The organism is Vibrio astriarenae, from assembly GCF_010587385.1.
GTDB classification, from domain to species: domain Bacteria; phylum Pseudomonadota; class Gammaproteobacteria; order Enterobacterales; family Vibrionaceae; genus Vibrio; species Vibrio astriarenae.
This window is the reverse complement of sequence record NZ_CP047475.1, coordinates 230,152-249,459: the sequence shown is the minus strand read 5'-3', so window position 1 is coordinate 249,459 and position 19,308 is coordinate 230,152. Positions and strand designations below refer to the sequence as shown.

Below are 19,308 nucleotides of genomic sequence, written 5' to 3'. Positions count from 1 at the left end.
ATATGTTCGAACAAAATCTAACTTCAGAAGCTTTAACTGTTACTACAGTAACTTCACAAGATCAAATCACTCAGAAGCCACTACGCGACTCTGTTAAAGCATCTCTTAAAAACTACTTGGCACAATTAAACGGCCAAGAAGTTACAGAACTATACGAATTAGTTCTAGCTGAAGTTGAACAGCCACTACTAGACACCATCATGCAGTACACTCGCGGTAACCAAACTCGCGCAGCAACGATGATGGGTATCAACCGCGGTACTCTTCGTAAGAAGCTAAAGAAATACGGCATGAACTAATAGCTTCGCTATAAGTCATTCTTTAAGAACCTCACTGAACGATCAGTGAGGTTCTTTCGTTATAGGCTTGTTGTTTTCCTCTCAGTTAAAAGCCCTACCCTGCACCTCTATATCATTCAGCCTCCACCCCATCTTTTCTCTTTCGTTCGCCATTAAACACTCAAAAGTTAATGTATCTAAACACCCCGCTCACCGAACTTTCGGCCGAATAGCGCGATTTTTACAATTATTTTTGTGATGCCAAACGATTGCGCGAGCTTTTTTGTGATTAATTGGTTAGAATACGCGCCATCAAATTTACCCCGACTTCATTTTGAGGTGCGGTAAAGGTGTTTACCAAAACTGGCCAATTGTCTTGATGTTCGATGAGCAAAAAGAAACAAGTTCATTTTTGGCAAATATCTTTATATGTGCGCTTTTTGATGGCATCAGCCTCAAAGGGCAACAAGTTTAACTCCGTGAATTTGAGGAAGATGGAAGCATGACTAACGCTCGTCCTATTCGCCGCGCTCTAATCAGCGTATCAGACAAAACTGGTATCGTTGAGTTTGCACAAGCTCTTGCTAACCGTGGTGTCGATATCCTTTCTACAGGTGGTACTGCTCGCCTATTGGCTGAGAAAGGCATCTCTGTAACTGAAGTTTCTGATTACACTGGCTTCCCAGAAATGATGGATGGTCGTGTGAAGACACTACACCCTAAAGTTCATGGTGGTGTTCTAGGTCGTCGCGGCCAAGATGATGAAGTGATGAAAACTCACGGCATCAACCCAATCGATATGGTCGTTGTTAACCTATACCCATTTGCAGAAACGGTAGCGAAAGAAGGCTGTACGCTAGAAGACGCCGTTGAGAACATCGATATCGGTGGGCCAACAATGGTTCGCTCTGCGGCAAAAAACCACAAAGATGTGACTATCGTTGTTAACGCACACGACTACGACCGCGTTATCACTGAAATGGACGCAAACGAGAAGTCACTGACTTTAGAAACTCGTTTCGACCTAGCTATCGCAGCATTCGAACATACAGCTTCTTACGACGGTATGATCGCTAACTACTTCGGCACTATGGTTCCATCTTACGGTGAGAACAAAGAAGGTGACGAAGAGTCTAAGTTCCCTCGTACCTTCAACCAGCAGTTTGTTAAGAAGCAAGACATGCGTTACGGCGAAAACAGCCACCAAGATGCAGCGTTCTATGTTGAAGCAAACCCAGAAGAAGCTTCTGTTTCTACTGCGCGCCAAATCCAAGGTAAAGCACTGTCATACAACAATATCGCTGACACTGACGCAGCTCTTGAGTGTGTGAAAGAGTTTGACGCTCCAGCTTGTGTGATCGTTAAGCATGCGAACCCATGTGGCGTTGCACTCGGTGATGACATCCTTGAAGCGTACAACCGCGCATTCAAAACTGACCCTACGTCAGCGTTCGGTGGCATCATTGCATTCAACCGCGAACTCGATGCAGCAACCGCTCAAGCTATCGTTGAGCGTCAATTCGTTGAAGTGATCATCGCACCTTCTGTTTCTGCAGAAGCGATTGAAGTCGTTGCTGCGAAGAAGAACGTTCGCCTACTAGAGTGTGGTGAGTGGACAACCAAGACAACTGGTTTCGATGTTAAACGCGTTAACGGTGGCCTTCTAGTTCAAGACCGCGACCAAGGTATGGTTTCACTAGACGACCTTAAAGTGGTATCTAAGCGCCAGCCAAGCGAAGAAGAGCTAAAAGACGCTCTATTCTGCTGGAAAGTCGCTAAGTACGTTAAGTCTAACGCTATCGTATACGCGAAAGGCGATATGACTATCGGTGTGGGCGCAGGCCAAATGAGCCGTGTTTACTCAGCTAAGATCGCAGGTATCAAAGCCGCTGATGAAGGTCTAGAAGTCGCAGGCAGCGTAATGGCTTCTGATGCGTTCTTCCCATTCCGTGATGGTATCGACGCGGCTGCCGAAGCTGGCATCAAGTGCGTTATCCAGCCGGGCGGCTCTATGCGTGACCAAGAAGTTATCGATGCTGCTGACGAACACGGCATGGCGATGATCTTCACTGGTATGCGTCACTTTAACCACTAATATCTTCGGCTCACCTCGGTGGGCCGAAACCCTATACCGATTCCCGATAGCTAAGAATCTTGGCATCGGGAATGATGATTTTTAATTTAAGGATTAAGAATGAAAGTATTAGTTATCGGTGCTGGCGGTCGTGAGCACGCACTAGGCTGGAAAGCCGCACAAAACCCAAACGTTGAGACTGTATTCATCGCTCCTGGTAATGCAGGTACCGCTATCGAGCCTAAGCTTGAGAACGTAAACATCGGCGTTGAAGACATCGAAGCTCTAGTGGCTTTCGCTAAAGAGAACAACATCGAACTGACTATCGTAGGCCCAGAAGCGCCTCTAGTTATCGGTGTGGTTGATGCATTCCGCGCTGCGGGCCTTCCAATCTTTGGCCCAACTGAAGCCGCAGCTCAGCTTGAAGGCTCTAAGGCATTCACTAAGGACTTCCTAGCTCGTCACGCTATCCCAACGGGCGCATACGCTAACTTCACTGAAATCGAGCCTGCACTCGCCTACGTTCGCGAACAAGGTGCACCTATCGTTGTTAAGGCTGACGGTCTTGCGGCAGGTAAAGGCGTTATCGTTGCGATGACACTGGAAGAAGCGGAAGATGCAATCAAAGACATGCTTGCAGGCAACGCATTCGGAGAAGCAGGCAGCCGCGTGGTTATCGAAGAATTCCTAGACGGTGAAGAAGCAAGCTTTATCGTTATGGTTGACGGCGAGAACGTACTACCAATGGCGACAAGCCAAGACCACAAACGTGTAGGCGATAAAGATACAGGTCCTAACACTGGTGGTATGGGTGCTTACTCTCCAGCCCCAGTAGTAACGCCTGAGATCCACAACCGCATTATGGATGAGGTCATTTACCCAACTGTACGTGGTATGGCAGCAGAAGGTCACCCATACACTGGTTTCCTATATGCAGGTCTGATGATTGATAGCGATGGCACGCCAAAAGTGATCGAATACAACTGCCGCTTTGGCGACCCAGAAACGCAGCCTATTATGATGCGTATGGAGTCTGATCTTGTTGAGCTTTGCCTTGCAGCGATTGACCAAAAGCTAGACCAAGCAGAATCTAAGTGGGACCCTCGTGCGTCTATCGGTATCGTACTTGCAGCAGGCGGTTACCCAGCAGCTTACAACAAAGGCGATATCATCTCTGGTCTACCAACGACTGAAATTGAAGGTGAGAAAGTCTTCCACGCAGGTACTGCTGAAAAAGACGGTAATGTAACGACTAACGGCGGTCGTGTTCTTTGTGCAACAGCACTAGGTAACACGGTATCTGAAGCACAAACTCGTGCTTACGAGCTCGCTAAGCAAATTAGCTGGGACGGTATGTTCCACCGCAATGATATCGGCTACCGTGCGATTGCACGCGAACAAAAGTAATCATCGACGACTGACGCTAAGATATCCAGAAATACAAAGGGAGCTCATTGAGCTCCCTTATTCAATTCTAGTCTTCGATAAGTTCTGGTCGAGGTACACAGTCGCGGCTATCATCAGCAAGAATCAGCAAGTCCTCGACTTCTATACGTTGTGAGCGAGCCGTCCCCACCAACGCAACATAACTGTCCACCGTCGCTAAGCGATTCATTAAGACTTGTGGCATCTGCTGATTGAATTGAACCTCAGGAAACGTCAAGCCTGAACACGTTGAAAACTCCTGACCATCCCAATAGCCTTGAAACAGATCTAATCCGTTACTATCTTGCGCTTTTGAAACTTCAATCGCCCTGTTGGCATCTTGTTTAAGTTGAACCAACTGCGCCGAGTTCACCGGCAGCACATCGCCATCCACTCGATAACGCTGATAGACGGCATCTCCCTCTTTATTGAAGCGAATGTGCAGACGGAAGGGTAATAACTCATTGTTACGTAACTCACTCCCCTCTCGCACTAACTCTCTTACCACACCTTCATCCCAACGGTATTCGGTTTGATACTCACCATAGTCACCCATCATCACGTAATCTGAAGCAGAAACAGGCTGGCCCGTTACACGCTCCGTTGACCAATATAAACTTGTCGCATCACCCAGAATCTGACCACCAGAAAAGTCGCGCACCTGCTCCAGAGCAGGGTTAGAAGCCGTAGAAGAGCAGCCCAAAAGAGCAAGGGGAAGAAATAGAGAGAGTAGTTTACGTGTCATAACCATAAAGAAAAACAGGGTTGTATAGCTAGTATACAACCCTGTTTGAAAGATTACTTGATCTGGAATGTAAGTAATTACTTAACAGAATCTTTTAGTGCTTTACCAGCAACGAATGCAGGAACGTTAGCCGCTGCGATTTGGATTTCGTCGCCAGTCTTAGGGTTACGGCCAGTACGAGCTGCGCGGTGGTTTACTTTGAATGTACCAAAACCAATTAGTTGAACTTGGTCGCCTTCTTTAAGAGCGTCAGTTACACCACCCAGAGTTGCTTCTAGTGCCGCTTTCGCTTGTGCTTTTGAAAGGTCAGCTTTCTCTGCGATGAAGTCGATTAATTGGGTCTTGTTCATTAGGTTTCCCTTCTTTATAGGTTTGTTGATTTAGAGTCACTCTAAATCATTCAGCCCCCATCTGGCAAAGGTTTGTCGCGCTTAAACCACCCTTATGACGGGATTTTAAGCACAATATGAGTATTAACTCACAGTTTGCTTAAATCGTTAACACTCCATTGATTGAAAAATATCCGTCACAGATGAAATTATTTGTATCCTCAATGGTTCAACTAAGATTATTATTGCGACGCAATTGTATATTGCTTTGTTAATTCCATTACATTTATTAGGAGCATCATGTTTCTCTTGGCTATCTACATCTCTGTTGCGATAGGGGTGTCTTTTATCTGTTCGGTTTTGGAAGCGGTACTGCTGAGTATCACTCCAAGCTATATTGCGCAGCTGCGCAAAGATGAACACCCAGCAGCGGAGAGATTGGCAGTCTTGAAGTCGGACATCGACCGTCCACTCGCTTCGATACTTACTTTAAACACCATTGCCCATACCATTGGTGCCGCGAGTGCAGGTGCACAAGCTGCGGTCGTCTTCGGCAGTCAGTGGCTCGGCGTGTTCTCTGCCGTGCTCACACTGGCTATTCTGTTATTGTCAGAAATTGTACCCAAAACCATCGGTGCAACTTATTGGCGTCAACTCGCTCCAGGTTCAACGACCTTGTTGCGCTGGATGGTTTGGGCATTGACACCCTTTGTTTGGTTCTCTGAACAGATCACGAAACGTTTATCACGCGGCCACGAAGCGCCAAAAATGCGTGATGAGCTCTCTGCGATGGCTATCTTGGCGAAAGAGAGCGGTGAGTTTAACGAGGGGGAGTCAAAACTACTGAATAATCTTTTAGACATTCAGTCTATTCCGGTCACACAGGTAATGACACCTCGCCCAGTTCTGTTTCGTGTCGACGCTGAGATGACCGTTAATCAGTTCCTGACAGAACACATGGATACGCCGTTTTCGCGCCCATTAGTGTTTAGCCAAACGAAAGACAACATCATCGGCTTTGTACACCGCTTAGAATTATTCAAGCTGCAACAACACGATATGGGGCATAAACAGCTTGGTGCAGTGATGCGACCAATCCACGTTATCTTGAATAACTTACCACTACCAAAGGCATTTGAGCAGTTGATTGCCCAACGCTTGCAATTGGCCATTGTTGTCGATGAGTATGGTTCAGTTCAGGGATTGTTAACCCTAGAGGATGTCTTTGAGCACTTGCTTGGTGAAGAGATTGTCGACGAAGCAGACAAAACCACTGACATGCAAGCGCTCGCATTTGAGCGCTGGGAGAAATGGAAAAAAGACCATGGTGTGATTGAAAGTAACGATTAACGCATTTTTATAGCGATACAGACAACAAAGGCGTGCTCATCAGCACGCCTTTGTTATATCTAAATGGAAATGAACGCTTAGTTAAGAGCCGCACCAATATTGCTCACACCCTCTTCTTTCAATTCATCTCGAAGATCACGAATCAATTCTGCATCATGCTGAAACGCATCTTTCAACGGACGGAAGATAGCCCACTGCACGTCCCATTCAGCGCAGACGGCTTCGTTTTCTTTCTGGTTCTCATTGCTGATTTCAATATCGAGCTGCACTTCTTCAAGCTGTGCGACCGTCTTCACCGATTGTTGGCTAACCTCTAGGGTATTTTCTAAGAGATCATCGCGATCTAAAAGGGCATGCAATAGTGTTGACAGGCTGACACACGCATCAATGGCCGGAAGTACACCATAAAAGTCGAATTCATCCGATGATGGGATGATCTCTTCTAGCTTTTCTAGCTGACGCTCAAAGTTGACTTTCGCGGTTTTGACGGTCAAGGTTTCCCATACACTGTCCAGAATATCGCGGTAAATACGCGGCTCTGCAAACTCCGTCGCTTGGCAGAAAAGGGCGTAGTTCGGATACATACGCTCACACAAGCAAGCCATAAAAGTAATCTGCTTCCAAGGCTCGAGTTTCTCCAAGCGAAGCTGTAGTGGATTTTGTAACATAGTATTCTAAACAATAGATAGAAGGGTTGAGAAAAGTTTAATGCTATCCCTCTCTAACCACAAGTAACGCTTGCATTTATCTACGGATAATGACTTGCCAATAATAACAACGCCCCTGAGCCATAACGTAGCAATAGAGCATTAATGACATAAATATAAGGAAATAGTCATGCGCATTGACCCACCCATGAGCAACAAGCTCTACATTTTGACCGAGCACGACGACGTCTATCGAACTCTGATCCAAGAAAAGTCACTTCCACAGCTCGATATTGTCGATGATCCTACCCAGGCTAACATCGTTCTGGGGTCACCACCCATGGCTCAAGCACAGTTCGAGCAATTTAAGCAACTTGAATGGCTACAAGCAATCTATGCAGGGGTTGATGCTCTGTGCATTAAACCACTGCCCGAGCGTCAATACACGTTGACGAATGTCAAAGATATCTTCGGCCCACAGATTGCTGAGTATGTATTAGGTTACTGCATCGAGCATTTTCGTCATTTTACTCTCTACCATGCCCAGCAACAGTCTAAGTTATGGCAACCTCACCTCTATCAGGGGTTAGCGAATAAGCGAATGGTCATTCTAGGCTGTGGATCTATTGCCAGCCACCTCGCCCGCACAGCCAAAGCGTTTCAACTGCACACTATTGGCATCAACAGTACAGGTATTCCTCCAAAAGACTCTCCTTTTAATGACGTATTTCATATTAGCGAACTCCACTCGGCACTCAATCAAGCAGATATCGTCGTTAACACGTTACCAAGTACACCTGAAACGGTTGAGATACTGAATCGAAATAGTCTCAGTCAGTGCCAAAAAGCGCTGCTATTTAATGTAGGGCGAGGCAGTGCCATCAACGAATCCGATCTTGTGTGGGCGATTGAAAACCAATATATCACTCACGCCTATCTCGATGTATTTAAGCAAGAGCCATTGGACGATGATATTTTATGGTTCCATCCCAAAATAACCGTGACACCGCATATCGCTGCACTGAGCTTTCCTTACCAAGTTGTCGAAATATTTGTGGAAAACTACCAGCTTTGGCTCGATGGCTACTCGCTGAAGTTTGAAGTTGATTTAGAAAAAGGCTACTGATGACACAGCGCTCTCTCGACCAATTACTCGAAGACATACGACAATGTCAGGTGTGCGCCCAAAGCCTAGACTGTGGCGCTCGTCCTGTGATTCAAGCAAGTCGTGAGGCAAAGCTGTTAATCATTGGGCAAGCCCCGGGCTTAAAAGTCCATCAAACGGGAATCCCTTGGAATGATCAGAGCGGAGAGCGACTTCGCAGTTGGTTGCAGATGGATAAACGCCGGTTCTACGATCCAAAACAAGTCGCCATCGTGCCTATGGGACTGTGCTACCCGGGCAAGGGGCGCAGTGGCGATTTGCCCCCAAGAAAAGAGTGTGCCCCACTTTGGCACCAAGAGGTACTTGCACGCTTGCCCAACGTTAAACTCACCCTGCTTATTGGCCAATATGCACAAAACTACTACTTAGATGAGAAACCTAAAACCCTCACTGACACCGTCAAACAATTTGCGCGATGGCAACATCAGGCACTTTTCCCACTGCCTCACCCATCGCCGCGCAACCAAATCTGGCTGAAGAAAAATGCTTGGTTTGACGATCTTGTATTGCCAGAGTTACAAAAAAAGATAAATAAGATTAAATAAGTGAAAAATGAAGGGAACTAATACTCACGTTTGCTGCCTATATAGGTGTCTATGCCATCCTCTATTTTTAAGTTACTCCCTTTCAATTTCTTGAAACTTTTCATAATCATGAAAATCATGAAAGCCAATTAAGATTTTTTGCACTTAGAATGCCATTTTTGCGTGACCTGCGCGATCAAACACCATGAAAGGAAACCGCTTTCAAGCACATTAGCCATACAAGAACCAAACACAAAGCACTGATAATAAAGGCTTTATGAATTTGGCAGTGCTATTGCGTTATTTCATAACATGTGAAGCCCTGCCCAGTTGTGAGCAAACAACCTATTTTCAAACGTTTCATTCTTTAATATTTCCCTTAACGAGATGAAGTACCCCGTCTCGAAAACAAAAATTACACATCTACAGGGAAACAATAAGATGAAAAACTTCAAGGTGTTACCATTAACTATTGCAGTGGCTTCTTCGCTTGCCGCCATGTCTACTTTCGCTGCTACTGATGCTGATGTAGCTGCTCTGGAAGCTCGTATTGCTGAGTTGGAAACTCGCACAGAAACAATCGCAATTAACGTTCAAGAACAGAATGTTCTTCCTGCTGATTTCGAAGCACCATTGGGCATTATTTTCTCAGGTTACGCTCGCTACGGTGCGCACTACAAAGCAGGTGATGAGCGCTACGTTCAAGTAGGTTCAACAGGTGCAGCTGTAGGTCGTCTAGGTAACGAAGCAAATGGTGGTGAGGTTCAGTTAGCGAAAATCTTCGAGCAAGACAACGGCGCTAAATGGAACGTTGTGTTCATGGTTGATGATTGGAACAATGACCACTGGGGTTCTCCAGGTGGTATCAACTTGAAAAAAATGTATGCAGGTGTAACTAACTTTGTAGAAAGCCAGCCTGATCTATACGTTTGGGGTGGTCGTGACTTCCATCAACGTCCACAACAAGGTCTAAATGACTACTTCTGGATGTCACACGATGGTCAAGGTGCAGGTTTCAATAACCTAAACCTAGGCGGTGTTATGCTAGATATGGGCTTTGTTGGTCAAGTTGACAGTGGCGATGGTGGTGCACTAGGTAATGACACCGGTCGTTATGCAATTACCTCTAAATTACATGGTATGGATCTAGGTATTGGTGGTCTAGAAATCTACGCTAACTACGGTTTTGCTTCGGACGATGCAAACTTTGAAGATGACGGTGGCGCACTAGTTAAAGTTGAAGATGAAAGCGCATGGCAAATTGGTGCAACACTTGGCCTTGGTTCAAGCAACCGCCTAGTAGCAAAATATGCAGACGGTGCTGACAACTCAGTATTCGACCTAGCAGGTGACAAGCAGGTGGTTTACGTGAGCTTGGAAGGTGGCTACACAGCAACCGATAACTTTATCATCGACTACTTAGCATCCTACAAAGACATCTCTGGAGATGACGTAGCTAAAGATGTTAGTGAGTACTCATTCATTGCTCGCCCTCAGTACCAATGGAACGAAATCCACTCTACTTGGTTAGAAGCTGGTTACGCAATGGAAGACTTTGACGATGGCGATAAAGATGGTTGGAAGGTAACTCTTTCTCAGAACATCTCTATGGGTGGTCTACCATGGAGTCGTCCGATGGTTCGTCTATACGCAACAGTGGGTGAAGTTACAGACGAAAACAACACAACTCGTGATACAACTAGCATCGGCGCAATGTTTGAAGCTTGGTGGTAATCACCCAGACCGCATAACGGTCTAAATTTTAACTGTCCATATTGTCGCTCTGTCTGGCAGAGTCAGAGCGACTTCTTTCTTTTTCCATTATTAACTCTGTTTAGGGCACTCAGTTTTGTTTCGGTGCTCTTTTTTTTCATTGCAACATGGAGTGTGTCGCATGGTTTCCTCCATTTCTTCAAGAGTCTACCTCGGCTTTGGTTTACTCATTCTCATCATGCTCGGTTCAAGCTGGTATTCCATCTCAAGCAACACACAAGTGACCGAACGCATGGAGTCGATTGCCAATCACTCAACACCGCTCATCACCAACTCCGCGCAGCTTACAATTGATTTTCTTAATATCAACCGTAGTCTTTCGCCTTATCTCAACGCGCGCTATGTGGATGAACTCGAACCATTCAAAGCCAATATTGATAGCAATATTGAGCGATATCAGAATCAACTCAGCTTATTCCAAGTGCCGGCAAGTAACGATACCGACATCGCCCAGCACCTAGCCGTTATCGAGGAACATAGCCAACAAGTGCTGAACTCGGTGAGCGCCTTACTCGACACCTATAGTCAGTATATTGATATCACTGACTACAGTTTGTTTGAACAAAGCTCATTCCAAGCAATGACATCACAACTTAGCACCAACTTTACCCGCGCACTCAGTAGCAATGACCAACTGGGTAGTTCAGGTGCAATCAACGCCGCAATGTCGCAAGTCAACCTCGCCGCAGATGAAGCGCGAGAGGCTTTCACACTCTTTGATTCTGGCGAACTTCGTGGCATTCAGCGCCGACTAGAAGCTCGTCAAGAACGCATGCAAGAAGCGCTAATAGAACTTGAACGCGCAGCGCCTAGAGTACATAGCCAAAGCTCGGTTGCGCTCAACCAATTGTTAGCACACATCTATGGCGATGAAGGTGCCCTCAAGCTGCATATCGAATCTGTTCGCCTGCGTGAATTACAACAAGAACAGCGCGCGGAGCTTGAATTACTCATCGATCAACAGCTCACCGCGATTGAAGATTTGTCTCAATACGCCAGTACTGCGTCCACTAGCCTATATCAAGCCTCACACCAGCAATCGAAAACAACACTGACAACCCTGTTAGTTGTCTCTGGACTATCGGTATTGATTGCTGCTTTCATCGGCACCGTAATAGCTCGTACGATCCACAGAGCGAGCCGCTTGGTGAATGAAGCATTAGATAACGTAGCGGCAAAAGACTTATCAAATCGTATTGACTACCCTCGCCAAGATGAGTTTGGCATGGTGGCGCGAAAGGTGAATCTCGTGACGGATCATTTATCGCAGGTGATAGAGCAACTTGGTCAATCTTCTTCAATGCTAGACAAGGCCTCTTTGGATAACCAAAACACCAGTGAAGCTTTAAGTACTGCCATTGGTGAACAAGCCTCTCAAACCACACTGGTCGCGACAGCTATGGAGCAAATCGAGTGCTCAGTGGCTGAAATTGCTCAGTCAGCAAACGATACCCTCACTACGGTAACTACGGCCGTGAATCAATCCGACTCTGGTCAAAACATGATGCACGAAAACGCTGACTTACTGAAAAAACTCGCCAACGACTTAGAGCAAGCCACCAGCACAATCCATTTAGTTGAGAAAGAAAGCAGTAGTATTGAATCAATCCTGGATGTCATCTCTGGGATCTCTGATCAAACCAATCTTCTTGCACTCAATGCCGCTATAGAGGCCGCTCGTGCAGGAGAGCAAGGCCGTGGGTTCTCCGTGGTTGCTGATGAGGTGCGCGTTCTCGCGGCGAAAACAACGGATTCGACCAAAGAGATTCAAGGCAAAATTGAGCAACTTCAAGCCAGTGCTCACACCGCTGTCACACAGATTCACTACTGTGCCAATCAGATGACTCATTGTGTTGACCAAACCGATGGCATGGCAGAACTGCTCAACCAACTGCATGGATTGCTGGGGCAAATTGAGGGGCGCAGTCATCAGATTGCGTCAGCAACATCCGAGCACCAATCTGTGGCTTCGCAAGTGACGGAAAACGTCAGCCAGATTCACCAGCTTGCCGATCAAAACGCCCAGCGTTCACAGACACTGGCAGAGAACAGCAAGCAATTGGAATTAATGGCTGAAACGCAGTTGGCGCTGACATCAGAGTTCAAACTAGAGAGCAAACAGCTCGCTACAACTATTGCAAACTGATAACAAAAAGGGTGATCGTGAAAGCCCTTTCATGAAACAGTTTCATGGCTAATTAAGAAACTGGTTTTTAATTCAAGGTTTGAATAATTGGCAAAAAAGCGAGGAATTCGATGTGATTTCTCTCACGTCTAAACCGAGAGAATTAGCAGATACTACCTCTTGAAAGCGGTTTCGTGGAATGAGGTTAGACAGTGGCAACAATCAAAGACGTCTCAGAACAGGCAGGTGTTTCGCAAGCAACAGTCTCGCGAGTTATCAATGGCACGAGCCGTGTGAGCCACGACAAGAAGTTAAAAGTTGAAAAGGCAATCAAAGATTTAGGTTACCGCCCTAACTCTATCGCCCAAGCCCTAGCATCGAGCCGCAGTGGCAGCATTGGTGTGATTGTTCCCGAGCTTGGTGGCCCTTTCTACTCAAGTATTTTGCACTGCATTGAAGAGAAACTGCGCCAGTTTGGCTATCACGTCATTGTTACGGCTGGCGGCAACACTGAAAAAGGACAAAGAGAATCGGTTGAGTTTTTATTAAGTCGTCGTGTTGATGCCCTCATCATGCACTGCCAACAGCTGACAGATGACTACCTAATCAACCTAGAGGATCAAGGCATCATCTCGGTTTTAGTCAATCGATTTGTGCCAGAGCTAAAAAACAGCTGTATCAATATCGATAACGAGCACGGTGCTGAGTTAGTGACCGACTATCTAATCGAAATGGGTCACAAGAAGATTGCGTGTATTACCGGCCCACTTGATAAGTCTGATGCTCGCGGCCGACTACAAGGCTACCGCAATGCCCTTGAAAACGCCGGTATCGATTATGACGAATCATTAGTAATTGAATCAGGATTTACAGAAGAAACAGGGATCAGCGCAACCCATAAGCTTTTGCGCCGAGGGTGTGAGTTTTCTGCCCTGTTTGCTTGTAATGACCATATGGCAGCTGCGGCTGCTGAGGTGTTAACCGATGCGGGCTTCCGAGTTCCGCAAGATATATCCCTAGTGGGATTTGACGATGTGTTGTTTGCGCGTTACCTGACGCCTTCCCTCACCACCGTCAATTTTCCAATTGAACAGATGAGTGTGGAAGCAGTTCAGCTCACTATTCAAAAGTTACATAAGAATAAGCAGGACGTGAATTTCCGACTTTCTCCGAAATTGGTGATTCGAGATTCCGTAAACCTCTTACCAACGACTCTATAACAATTAAGGATTGATCATGAAACTAAAGACTTTATCGCTGTCTGTCGCACTGGGCCTTGGACTGGCTACTACGGCCGCTGTCGCTGACAACCATATCCGTTTTGACGGCTTTCCTGACTTCGATAGCAGCTTGAAAGTTCTACTACCAGAGTTTGAAAAAGAGAGTGGCATCAAGGTTGACTACCTAATGAACAACCACGGTGACCACCACACTAAACTGACGACTAACCTAGCAACAGGCTCTGGTGCTGGTGACGTCATCGTAGTAGACGTTGAAAAGATCGGTCCTTTCGTTGCTTCAGGCGGTCTAGTAAACCTTTCTGAAACTTACGGCGCAGACAAATTTGCTGAAAGCTTTGCACCTTACGCATGGGCACAAGGTAAAGGCGGTGACGGCGACGTTTACGGTATCCCTGTCGATCTAGGTCCAGGTGTTATGTACTACCGTACTGACGTATTTGAAAAAGCGGGCATCGATATCAACGACGCAATCAAGGATTGGGATTCTTACATCGCAGCCGGTGAAAAACTGAAAGAGAAGAACGTTCAGCTTATCGCATCAGCGGCTGACGTAGCGCAAGCAATCATCTTTACAACTGTACCTGAAGGCGAAGGTCTGTACTTCGACATGGATGGTAACCCTGTTGTGACTTCTGACCGTTTTGTTCACGCATTCGAAGTTGCTAAGCAAATTCGTGAAAAGGGTCTAGATGGTCGCATCCTAGCTTGGTCTAACGAGTGGTACGAAGGCTTCCGTAACGGCACATTCGCAACTCAGCTATCTGGTGCATGGCTACTTGGCCACCTAAACAACTGGATTGCTCCTGATACTGCGGGCAACTGGGGCGTTGAGCACCTTCCTGATGGCATCTACGGTAGCTGGGGTGGTTCATTCCTATCAATCCCAACACAATCAGCTAACCCAGATGAAGCTTGGAAGCTTATCGAATACATGACAACAAAACGTGATGTACAGCTTAAGCACTTTGAAACTATCGCTGCCTTCCCTGCAAACGTGACAACTTACGATGACCCAATGTTCGAAGAAGAGATCGAATTCCTAGGTGGTCAAAAGGCTCGTCTACTGTTTGCTGATGTTGCGAAAAACATCAAGCCAGTGGCTCCTGCAAAAGGCGACCACGTAGCGCGCTCAATCATTCTTGAGAACGCGCTAATGGAAGTTCTAGATGAAGGTAAAGATATCAAGACAGCACTTGCTGATGCAGAGCGTCTAATCAAGCGCCGCACACGTAATCTATAAGCTGTTTAATTTTGGGAAGCGCAGGCAACTGCGCTTCCACTTTGGGTAAGAGGTCGAAACAATGAATCAAGCTGCAAGCAAGGTTTTAGACTCTAATGATGGGCGCACAAGCCTTTTTTCTTGGCTAAATTTGAAAGCGCTTACACCATACGGGTTCCTATTGCCGTTTTTGGTCATTTTTTCAGTATTTGGAATCTTTCCACTACTGTTTTCCGTTTTTCTATCATTCCATGAATGGAACCCAGTCGAGGGGCTCGGTGCAATGGAGTATGTTGGGTTCGAGAACTACCATCTCGCACTGACAGACCCATGGCTATGGCGCTCACTGAAGAACACATTCTGGCTAGCAATTACATCAGGTGTCGCACAGCACTTAGTGGCACTGCCGGTGGCATACATCCTAGTTTCGCTTGGTGACCGTCTTCGTCACTGGCTAACATCGGCATACTTCCTACCGTTCATCACATCAACGGTAGCGGCATCACTGATCTTCTTTAACATGTACTCGCCAAACTCAGGCATCATCAACCAATCATTGATGGCGCTGGCTGATAGCTCTCTATTCGGCTGGGCATTTAGCTGGGTTAACGATTACCAGCCAATCCGTTGGCTAGAAGACTCCACCATGATCAAGCCATCAATCGCTTTCATGGTTTTCTGGAAATACACCGGTTTCAACATCGTTCTTTACACCACAGGTCTAATGACGATTCCTAAAGAGATTCTAGAAGCCGCTCGCATGGACGGCGCAAACGCAGTTCGTCGCTTCTTCAGCATCTCACTACCAATGATTCGCCCGTTCGTCTTCTTTGCAATCACCATGACTATCATCGGTAACTTGCAGCTATTCGAAGAACCGTTCGTACTGACTCGCGGTACTGGTGGTACGGGTCAAGCAGGTCTAACTATCTCTATGTACCTCTACAAAGTGGGTTGGGAATGGCTAGAAATGGGTACAGCATCAGCAATTTCATGGCTACTGTTCGCTCTAATTGCAGCTTGTACTTCAATCCAATTCTTCTTCTTTGGTAAGAAAGGTCTAGGGGAGCAATAAGATGTCAATTCAAGCACTAAAACCGAGCGATCGTACGATTGAGATCGCAACCAAGATTCTTCTGATTGCATTGGCTGCTGTCTTAATTGTTTCAGCAATCATCACGGTATTCCCGTTCTTCTGGTCAGCACTACTTTCAACGCGCGACCGTAGTGAGATCTTTGGTACCGGTATCAGTCTAGCGATGGGTGATAGCCTGTCTTACAACTACCAGCGTCTATTGGAAATCATGCCATTTTGGCAAGCAATGTTTAACTCTATCTACGTTGCATTCCTAGGCACAACCATCTCACTACTGTTCTGTAGTATGGGTGGTTACGCGTTTGCTGTGTACAAGTTCAAAGGCAAGAGCATCCTATTTGGCATGCTTGTGGGCTCCATGATGATTCCACCAGTACTTAGCCTTATCCCTTACTTCATGATTGTGAAGTTCTTGGGACTACTGGATAACCACCTTGCGGTATGGCTGCCGTTCACGACGACACCATTTGGTATCTTCCTGATGCGCCAACACGTCGTCGCTTCAATTCCTAAAGAGCTTCTAGAAGCGGCAAAACTCGATGGCGCTGGTGAGTTCCGTACCTACTGGAGTGTTGTACTGCCGCTCATGAAACCGGCACTCGCAACCCTTGCGATCGTTCAGTTTGTCTTCTTCTGGAACATGTTCATGCAACCACTCGTTGTACTAACAACACCAGAGAACTACGTCATCACTCAGGCACTACGAAGTGTACAAGGGATTCCGAACACACCTTGGGGTGCGGTAATGCTGGGTACAACGATTTCGATTCTACCTCTGGTCACCGCTTATCTGTTCGCATCTCGCCAGATGATCAGTGGTCTAACATCCGGTGCGGTTAAGGGTTAATTAGCAGTCATGAACAAGTATCAATTACCACAAGATTCAAAACTACGTTCACCTGAATTCGTGTTCGGTGTTGCGACCTCTTCCTATCAGATCGAAGGGGGAGTGATGGAAGGGGGTCGCACTCCATCGATTTGGGATACGTTCTGCAAAAAACCTGGTGCTGTTGACAACGGTGACAGTGGTGACGTCGCTTGCGATCACTACCACCTTTGGAAGCAAGACATTGAAATGATTCAAGGTCTGGGCGTTGACGCTTACCGTCTTTCTATCGCGTGGCCTCGTATTCTGCCACGCGATGGCGAGGTTAACCCTGAAGGCTTGGCATTCTATGAGCAGATCATTGATGAGTGTCATGCGCGCGGTTTAAAAGTCTTTGTCACTCTTTATCACTGGGATCTACCACAATATCTCGAAGATAAAGGTGGCTGGCTAAACCGTGAGACGGCATACAAATTTGCTGAGTATGCCGACGTTGTAAGTCGTCACTTTGGCAACAAAGTTGACGTTTACACCACGTTAAACGAACCGTTTGTATCTGCTTTCCTCGGATATCGTTGGGGCGAACACGCACCGGGTATCAAGGGGGAAAAAGAAGGCTTCCTAGCGTCGCACCACCTGATGCTAGGTCATGGCTTGGCGATGCCAGTACTGCGCAAAAACGCACCAAAATCTAAACATGGTGTGGTATTCAATGCCTCACCGGGCTATGCGCTAACGCCTGCTGACCAAGGTGCAGCAGATTATGCAGATGCAGAGAACTATCAATGGTTTATTGACCCTGTACTCAAAGGTGAATACCCACAGCTGGTTCTTGATAAGCGCGCAGACGTCGTGCCCATGATCCTTGAGGGCGACCTCGACATCATCAGCGCGCCTGTCGACTACATTGGTATCAACTACTACTCACGCAATCTGGTTCACTTTGATGAGCAAGGCGATGTGAAGAAAGTGATTCCAGAAGGGGCAGAGTGCACTTACATCGGCTGGGAAATTTACCCGCAAGGTCTGCGCGACCTAATGATTCGTCTTAATGAACGTTATGACAACCTGCCACCAATTTACATCACGGAAAATGGGGCTGCAGGTAATGACGAAATCACACAGAACAAAGTCAATGATGAGCAGCGTGTACGCTATTTCCAAAGTCACCTAGAAGCCCTAGATGAAGCACTGAAAGCTGGCGTTCGCATCGATGGTTACTTCGCATGGAGTTTAATGGATAACTTCGAGTGGGCCTTCGGTTACTGCCAACGCTTTGGCATCGTACACGTTGATTACAACACGCAACAAAGAACACTAAAACAGAGCGCTATCGCTTACCGCAATATGCTTATAGAGCGCGCTGAGGAGCACAATAATGGCTAAAGTAGAATTCCGTAATATCAAAAAATCATTCGGCGACGTAGAAGTTGTAAAAGAGTTCGACTTCACCGTTCAAGACGGCGAGTTTGTTGTATTCCTTGGCCCATCAGGCTGTGGTAAGTCGACAACACTACGCATGCTAGCAGGCCTTGAGAGCATCACCGCAGGTGAAATCTACGTTGGCGAAAAGCTAATGAATAAGGTTGATGCGAAAGACCGTGACCTAGCAATGGTATTCCAGAGCTACGCGCTGTACCCACACATGACGGTATACGAGAACATCGCATTTGCTCTGAAACTAAAAGGCATGCCTAAAGCAGAGATCGATGAAGAAGTACGCAAAGCAGCGAAAATGCTTGAGCTTGATGCACTGCTAGATCGTAAGCCAAAAGAGCTTTCTGGTGGTCAGCGTCAGCGTGTAGCAATGGGTCGCGCAATGGTTCGTACGCCAAAAGTATTCTTGTTCGATGAGCCGCTATCTAACCTTGATGCGAAACTGCGTGGTGTGATGCGTGAAGAGATCAAACAGCTTCACCGTGAACTAAAAACCACCACTATCTATGTAACGCACGACCAGATTGAAGCAATGACGCTGGCGGATCGCATCGTTATCTTGAAAGATGGCTATGTGGCTCAGGTGGGTACCCCAACAGAAGTATTCCAACGCCCGGCGAACAAATTTGTTGCTCAGTTTATCGGTAACCCATCGATGAACATGCTAGACGCACACCTGACTGAAAAAGAAGGGGAATGGGTCGTTGAGCTTGGTGACATCAACATTCCACTTCCTGAGCGCTTCAAAGCGTTGGCATCGAAAAACGTTGCACTACATTTTGGTGTACGTCCGACCGATATTCACCTGCGTGCAGAGCACGTTGACCACGACCGCGTACTGCCTATTCCAGTCAAGATCAAAGACAAAGAGCTATTAGGCGCAAGCATCCTGCTTAAAACAGAAATCGCGGGTCAACAACTGATGATCGAAACACAAGCGGCTGAAGTGGACACTGCTGAAGTGACCCTTTACCTCGACCTCGATGCGATTCATCTGTTCGACTCATTGAGTGAAAAGTCTCTAGCAACGTTCTAACCACCAGCGATAAAAACT

The 19,308-nt window shown here is 46.6% G+C and carries 17 protein-coding genes; 14 read left to right on the top strand and 3 right to left on the bottom strand.

The window, feature by feature from the left end; translation table 11 throughout:
- Nucleotides 1-2: 2 nt before the first annotated feature.
- The 3 genes from fis to purD all read left to right on the top strand — a co-directional run bounded on the left by fis (nt 3) and on the right by purD (nt 3,759).
- Entirely contained in the window at nt 3-299 is a 297-nt protein-coding gene (gene fis, locus GT360_RS01225) for a DNA-binding transcriptional regulator Fis (protein ID WP_000462885.1), read from the top strand.
- Between the two features lie 481 nt (nt 300-780).
- Entirely contained in the window at nt 781-2,373 is a 1,593-nt protein-coding gene (gene purH, locus GT360_RS01220) for a bifunctional phosphoribosylaminoimidazolecarboxamide formyltransferase/IMP cyclohydrolase (protein ID WP_164647144.1), read from the top strand.
- A 99-nt stretch (nt 2,374-2,472) separates the two neighbouring features.
- Entirely contained in the window at nt 2,473-3,759 is a 1,287-nt protein-coding gene (gene purD / locus GT360_RS01215) for a phosphoribosylamine--glycine ligase (protein WP_164647143.1), read from the top strand.
- A gap of 67 nt (nt 3,760-3,826) precedes the next feature.
- Here purD and GT360_RS01210 read toward each other — a convergent pair whose 3' ends face one another.
- Complete coding sequence (locus GT360_RS01210; RefSeq protein ID WP_164647142.1) at nt 3,827-4,522, bottom strand: DUF1481 domain-containing protein; 696 nt, start codon at nt 4,520-4,522, stop codon at nt 3,827-3,829.
- Between the two features lie 77 nt (nt 4,523-4,599).
- On the bottom strand, nt 4,600-4,872 hold the full coding sequence (gene hupA / locus GT360_RS01205; protein WP_117236022.1) for a nucleoid-associated protein HU-alpha: 273 nt from the start codon (nt 4,870-4,872) through the stop codon (nt 4,600-4,602).
- Between the two features lie 279 nt (nt 4,873-5,151).
- Here hupA and GT360_RS01200 point away from each other — a divergent pair, with 279 nt between their 5' ends.
- Nucleotides 5,152-6,201: a CNNM domain-containing protein gene (locus GT360_RS01200; RefSeq protein WP_164647141.1), complete on the top strand. Its 1,050-nt coding sequence runs from the start codon at nt 5,152-5,154 to the stop codon at nt 6,199-6,201.
- A 77-nt stretch (nt 6,202-6,278) separates the two neighbouring features.
- Here GT360_RS01200 and GT360_RS01195 read toward each other — a convergent pair whose 3' ends face one another.
- Nucleotides 6,279-6,869, bottom strand: coding sequence for a YjaG family protein (locus GT360_RS01195; RefSeq protein WP_164647140.1), 591 nt, complete (start codon nt 6,867-6,869; stop codon nt 6,279-6,281).
- A 169-nt stretch (nt 6,870-7,038) separates the two neighbouring features.
- On the opposite strand from GT360_RS01195, the gene GT360_RS01190 reads away from it, so the two are divergent.
- From GT360_RS01190 to GT360_RS01145, 10 genes are all read left to right on the top strand, one after another.
- Complete coding sequence (locus GT360_RS01190; protein WP_239502571.1) at nt 7,039-7,974, top strand: D-2-hydroxyacid dehydrogenase; 936 nt, start codon at nt 7,039-7,041, stop codon at nt 7,972-7,974.
- The gene (locus GT360_RS01185; protein ID WP_164647139.1) at nt 7,974-8,558 is read left to right on the top strand and encodes a uracil-DNA glycosylase family protein; all 585 of its coding nucleotides are present in this window, start codon (nt 7,974-7,976) and stop codon (nt 8,556-8,558) included. The genes GT360_RS01190 and GT360_RS01185 overlap by 1 nt, the downstream gene beginning before the upstream one ends.
- Nucleotides 8,559-8,978: 420 nt before the next feature.
- The gene (locus GT360_RS01180; RefSeq protein ID WP_164647138.1) at nt 8,979-10,271 is read left to right on the top strand and encodes a carbohydrate porin; all 1,293 of its coding nucleotides are present in this window, start codon (nt 8,979-8,981) and stop codon (nt 10,269-10,271) included.
- Nucleotides 10,272-10,431: 160 nt separating this feature from the next.
- On the top strand, nt 10,432-12,456 hold the full coding sequence (locus GT360_RS01175; protein WP_164647137.1) for a methyl-accepting chemotaxis protein: 2,025 nt from the start codon (nt 10,432-10,434) through the stop codon (nt 12,454-12,456).
- A gap of 191 nt (nt 12,457-12,647) precedes the next feature.
- Nucleotides 12,648-13,655 (top strand): LacI family DNA-binding transcriptional regulator, encoded by a 1,008-nt coding sequence (locus tag GT360_RS01170; RefSeq protein WP_164647136.1) that lies wholly within the window; start codon nt 12,648-12,650, stop codon nt 13,653-13,655.
- A 16-nt stretch (nt 13,656-13,671) separates the two neighbouring features.
- Complete coding sequence (locus GT360_RS01165) at nt 13,672-14,916, top strand: extracellular solute-binding protein (RefSeq protein WP_164647135.1); 1,245 nt, start codon at nt 13,672-13,674, stop codon at nt 14,914-14,916.
- A gap of 61 nt (nt 14,917-14,977) precedes the next feature.
- Nucleotides 14,978-15,970 (top strand): carbohydrate ABC transporter permease, encoded by a 993-nt coding sequence (locus GT360_RS01160; RefSeq protein ID WP_164647134.1) that lies wholly within the window; start codon nt 14,978-14,980, stop codon nt 15,968-15,970.
- A 1-nt stretch (nt 15,971) separates the two neighbouring features.
- Nucleotides 15,972-16,838 carry a carbohydrate ABC transporter permease gene (locus tag GT360_RS01155; RefSeq protein WP_164647133.1) on the top strand — a complete coding sequence of 289 codons (867 nt, stop codon included), beginning with the start codon at nt 15,972-15,974 and terminating at the stop codon, nt 16,836-16,838.
- Between the two features lie 9 nt (nt 16,839-16,847).
- Entirely contained in the window at nt 16,848-18,203 is a 1,356-nt protein-coding gene (locus tag GT360_RS01150; protein WP_164647132.1) for a GH1 family beta-glucosidase, read from the top strand.
- Entirely contained in the window at nt 18,196-19,290 is a 1,095-nt protein-coding gene (locus GT360_RS01145) for an ABC transporter ATP-binding protein (protein ID WP_164647131.1), read from the top strand. Before GT360_RS01150 ends, GT360_RS01145 begins: the two co-directional genes overlap by 8 nt.
- Nucleotides 19,291-19,308 lie beyond the last annotated feature (18 nt).

Bases quoted from the DNA above. Each gene is read 5' to 3' on its own strand.
- fis (WP_000462885.1), top strand. From the start codon at position 3: ATGTTCGAACAAAATCTAACTTCAGAAGCTTTAACTGTTACTACAGTA.
- purH (WP_164647144.1), top strand. From the start codon at position 781: ATGACTAACGCTCGTCCTATTCGCCGCGCTCTAATCAGCGTATCAGAC.
- purD (WP_164647143.1), top strand. From the start codon at position 2,473: ATGAAAGTATTAGTTATCGGTGCTGGCGGTCGTGAGCACGCACTAGGC.
- GT360_RS01210 (WP_164647142.1), bottom strand. From the start codon at position 4,522: ATGACACGTAAACTACTCTCTCTATTTCTTCCCCTTGCTCTTTTGGGC.
- hupA (WP_117236022.1), bottom strand. From the start codon at position 4,872: ATGAACAAGACCCAATTAATCGACTTCATCGCAGAGAAAGCTGACCTT.
- GT360_RS01200 (WP_164647141.1), top strand. From the start codon at position 5,152: ATGTTTCTCTTGGCTATCTACATCTCTGTTGCGATAGGGGTGTCTTTT.
- GT360_RS01195 (WP_164647140.1), bottom strand. From the start codon at position 6,869: ATGTTACAAAATCCACTACAGCTTCGCTTGGAGAAACTCGAGCCTTGG.
- GT360_RS01190 (WP_239502571.1), top strand. From the start codon at position 7,039: ATGCGCATTGACCCACCCATGAGCAACAAGCTCTACATTTTGACCGAG.
- GT360_RS01185 (WP_164647139.1), top strand. From the start codon at position 7,974: ATGACACAGCGCTCTCTCGACCAATTACTCGAAGACATACGACAATGT.
- GT360_RS01180 (WP_164647138.1), top strand. From the start codon at position 8,979: ATGAAAAACTTCAAGGTGTTACCATTAACTATTGCAGTGGCTTCTTCG.
- GT360_RS01175 (WP_164647137.1), top strand. From the start codon at position 10,432: ATGGTTTCCTCCATTTCTTCAAGAGTCTACCTCGGCTTTGGTTTACTC.
- GT360_RS01165 (WP_164647135.1), top strand. From the start codon at position 13,672: ATGAAACTAAAGACTTTATCGCTGTCTGTCGCACTGGGCCTTGGACTG.
- GT360_RS01160 (WP_164647134.1), top strand. From the start codon at position 14,978: ATGAATCAAGCTGCAAGCAAGGTTTTAGACTCTAATGATGGGCGCACA.
- GT360_RS01155 (WP_164647133.1), top strand. From the start codon at position 15,972: ATGTCAATTCAAGCACTAAAACCGAGCGATCGTACGATTGAGATCGCA.
- GT360_RS01150 (WP_164647132.1), top strand. From the start codon at position 16,848: ATGAACAAGTATCAATTACCACAAGATTCAAAACTACGTTCACCTGAA.
- GT360_RS01145 (WP_164647131.1), top strand. From the start codon at position 18,196: ATGGCTAAAGTAGAATTCCGTAATATCAAAAAATCATTCGGCGACGTA.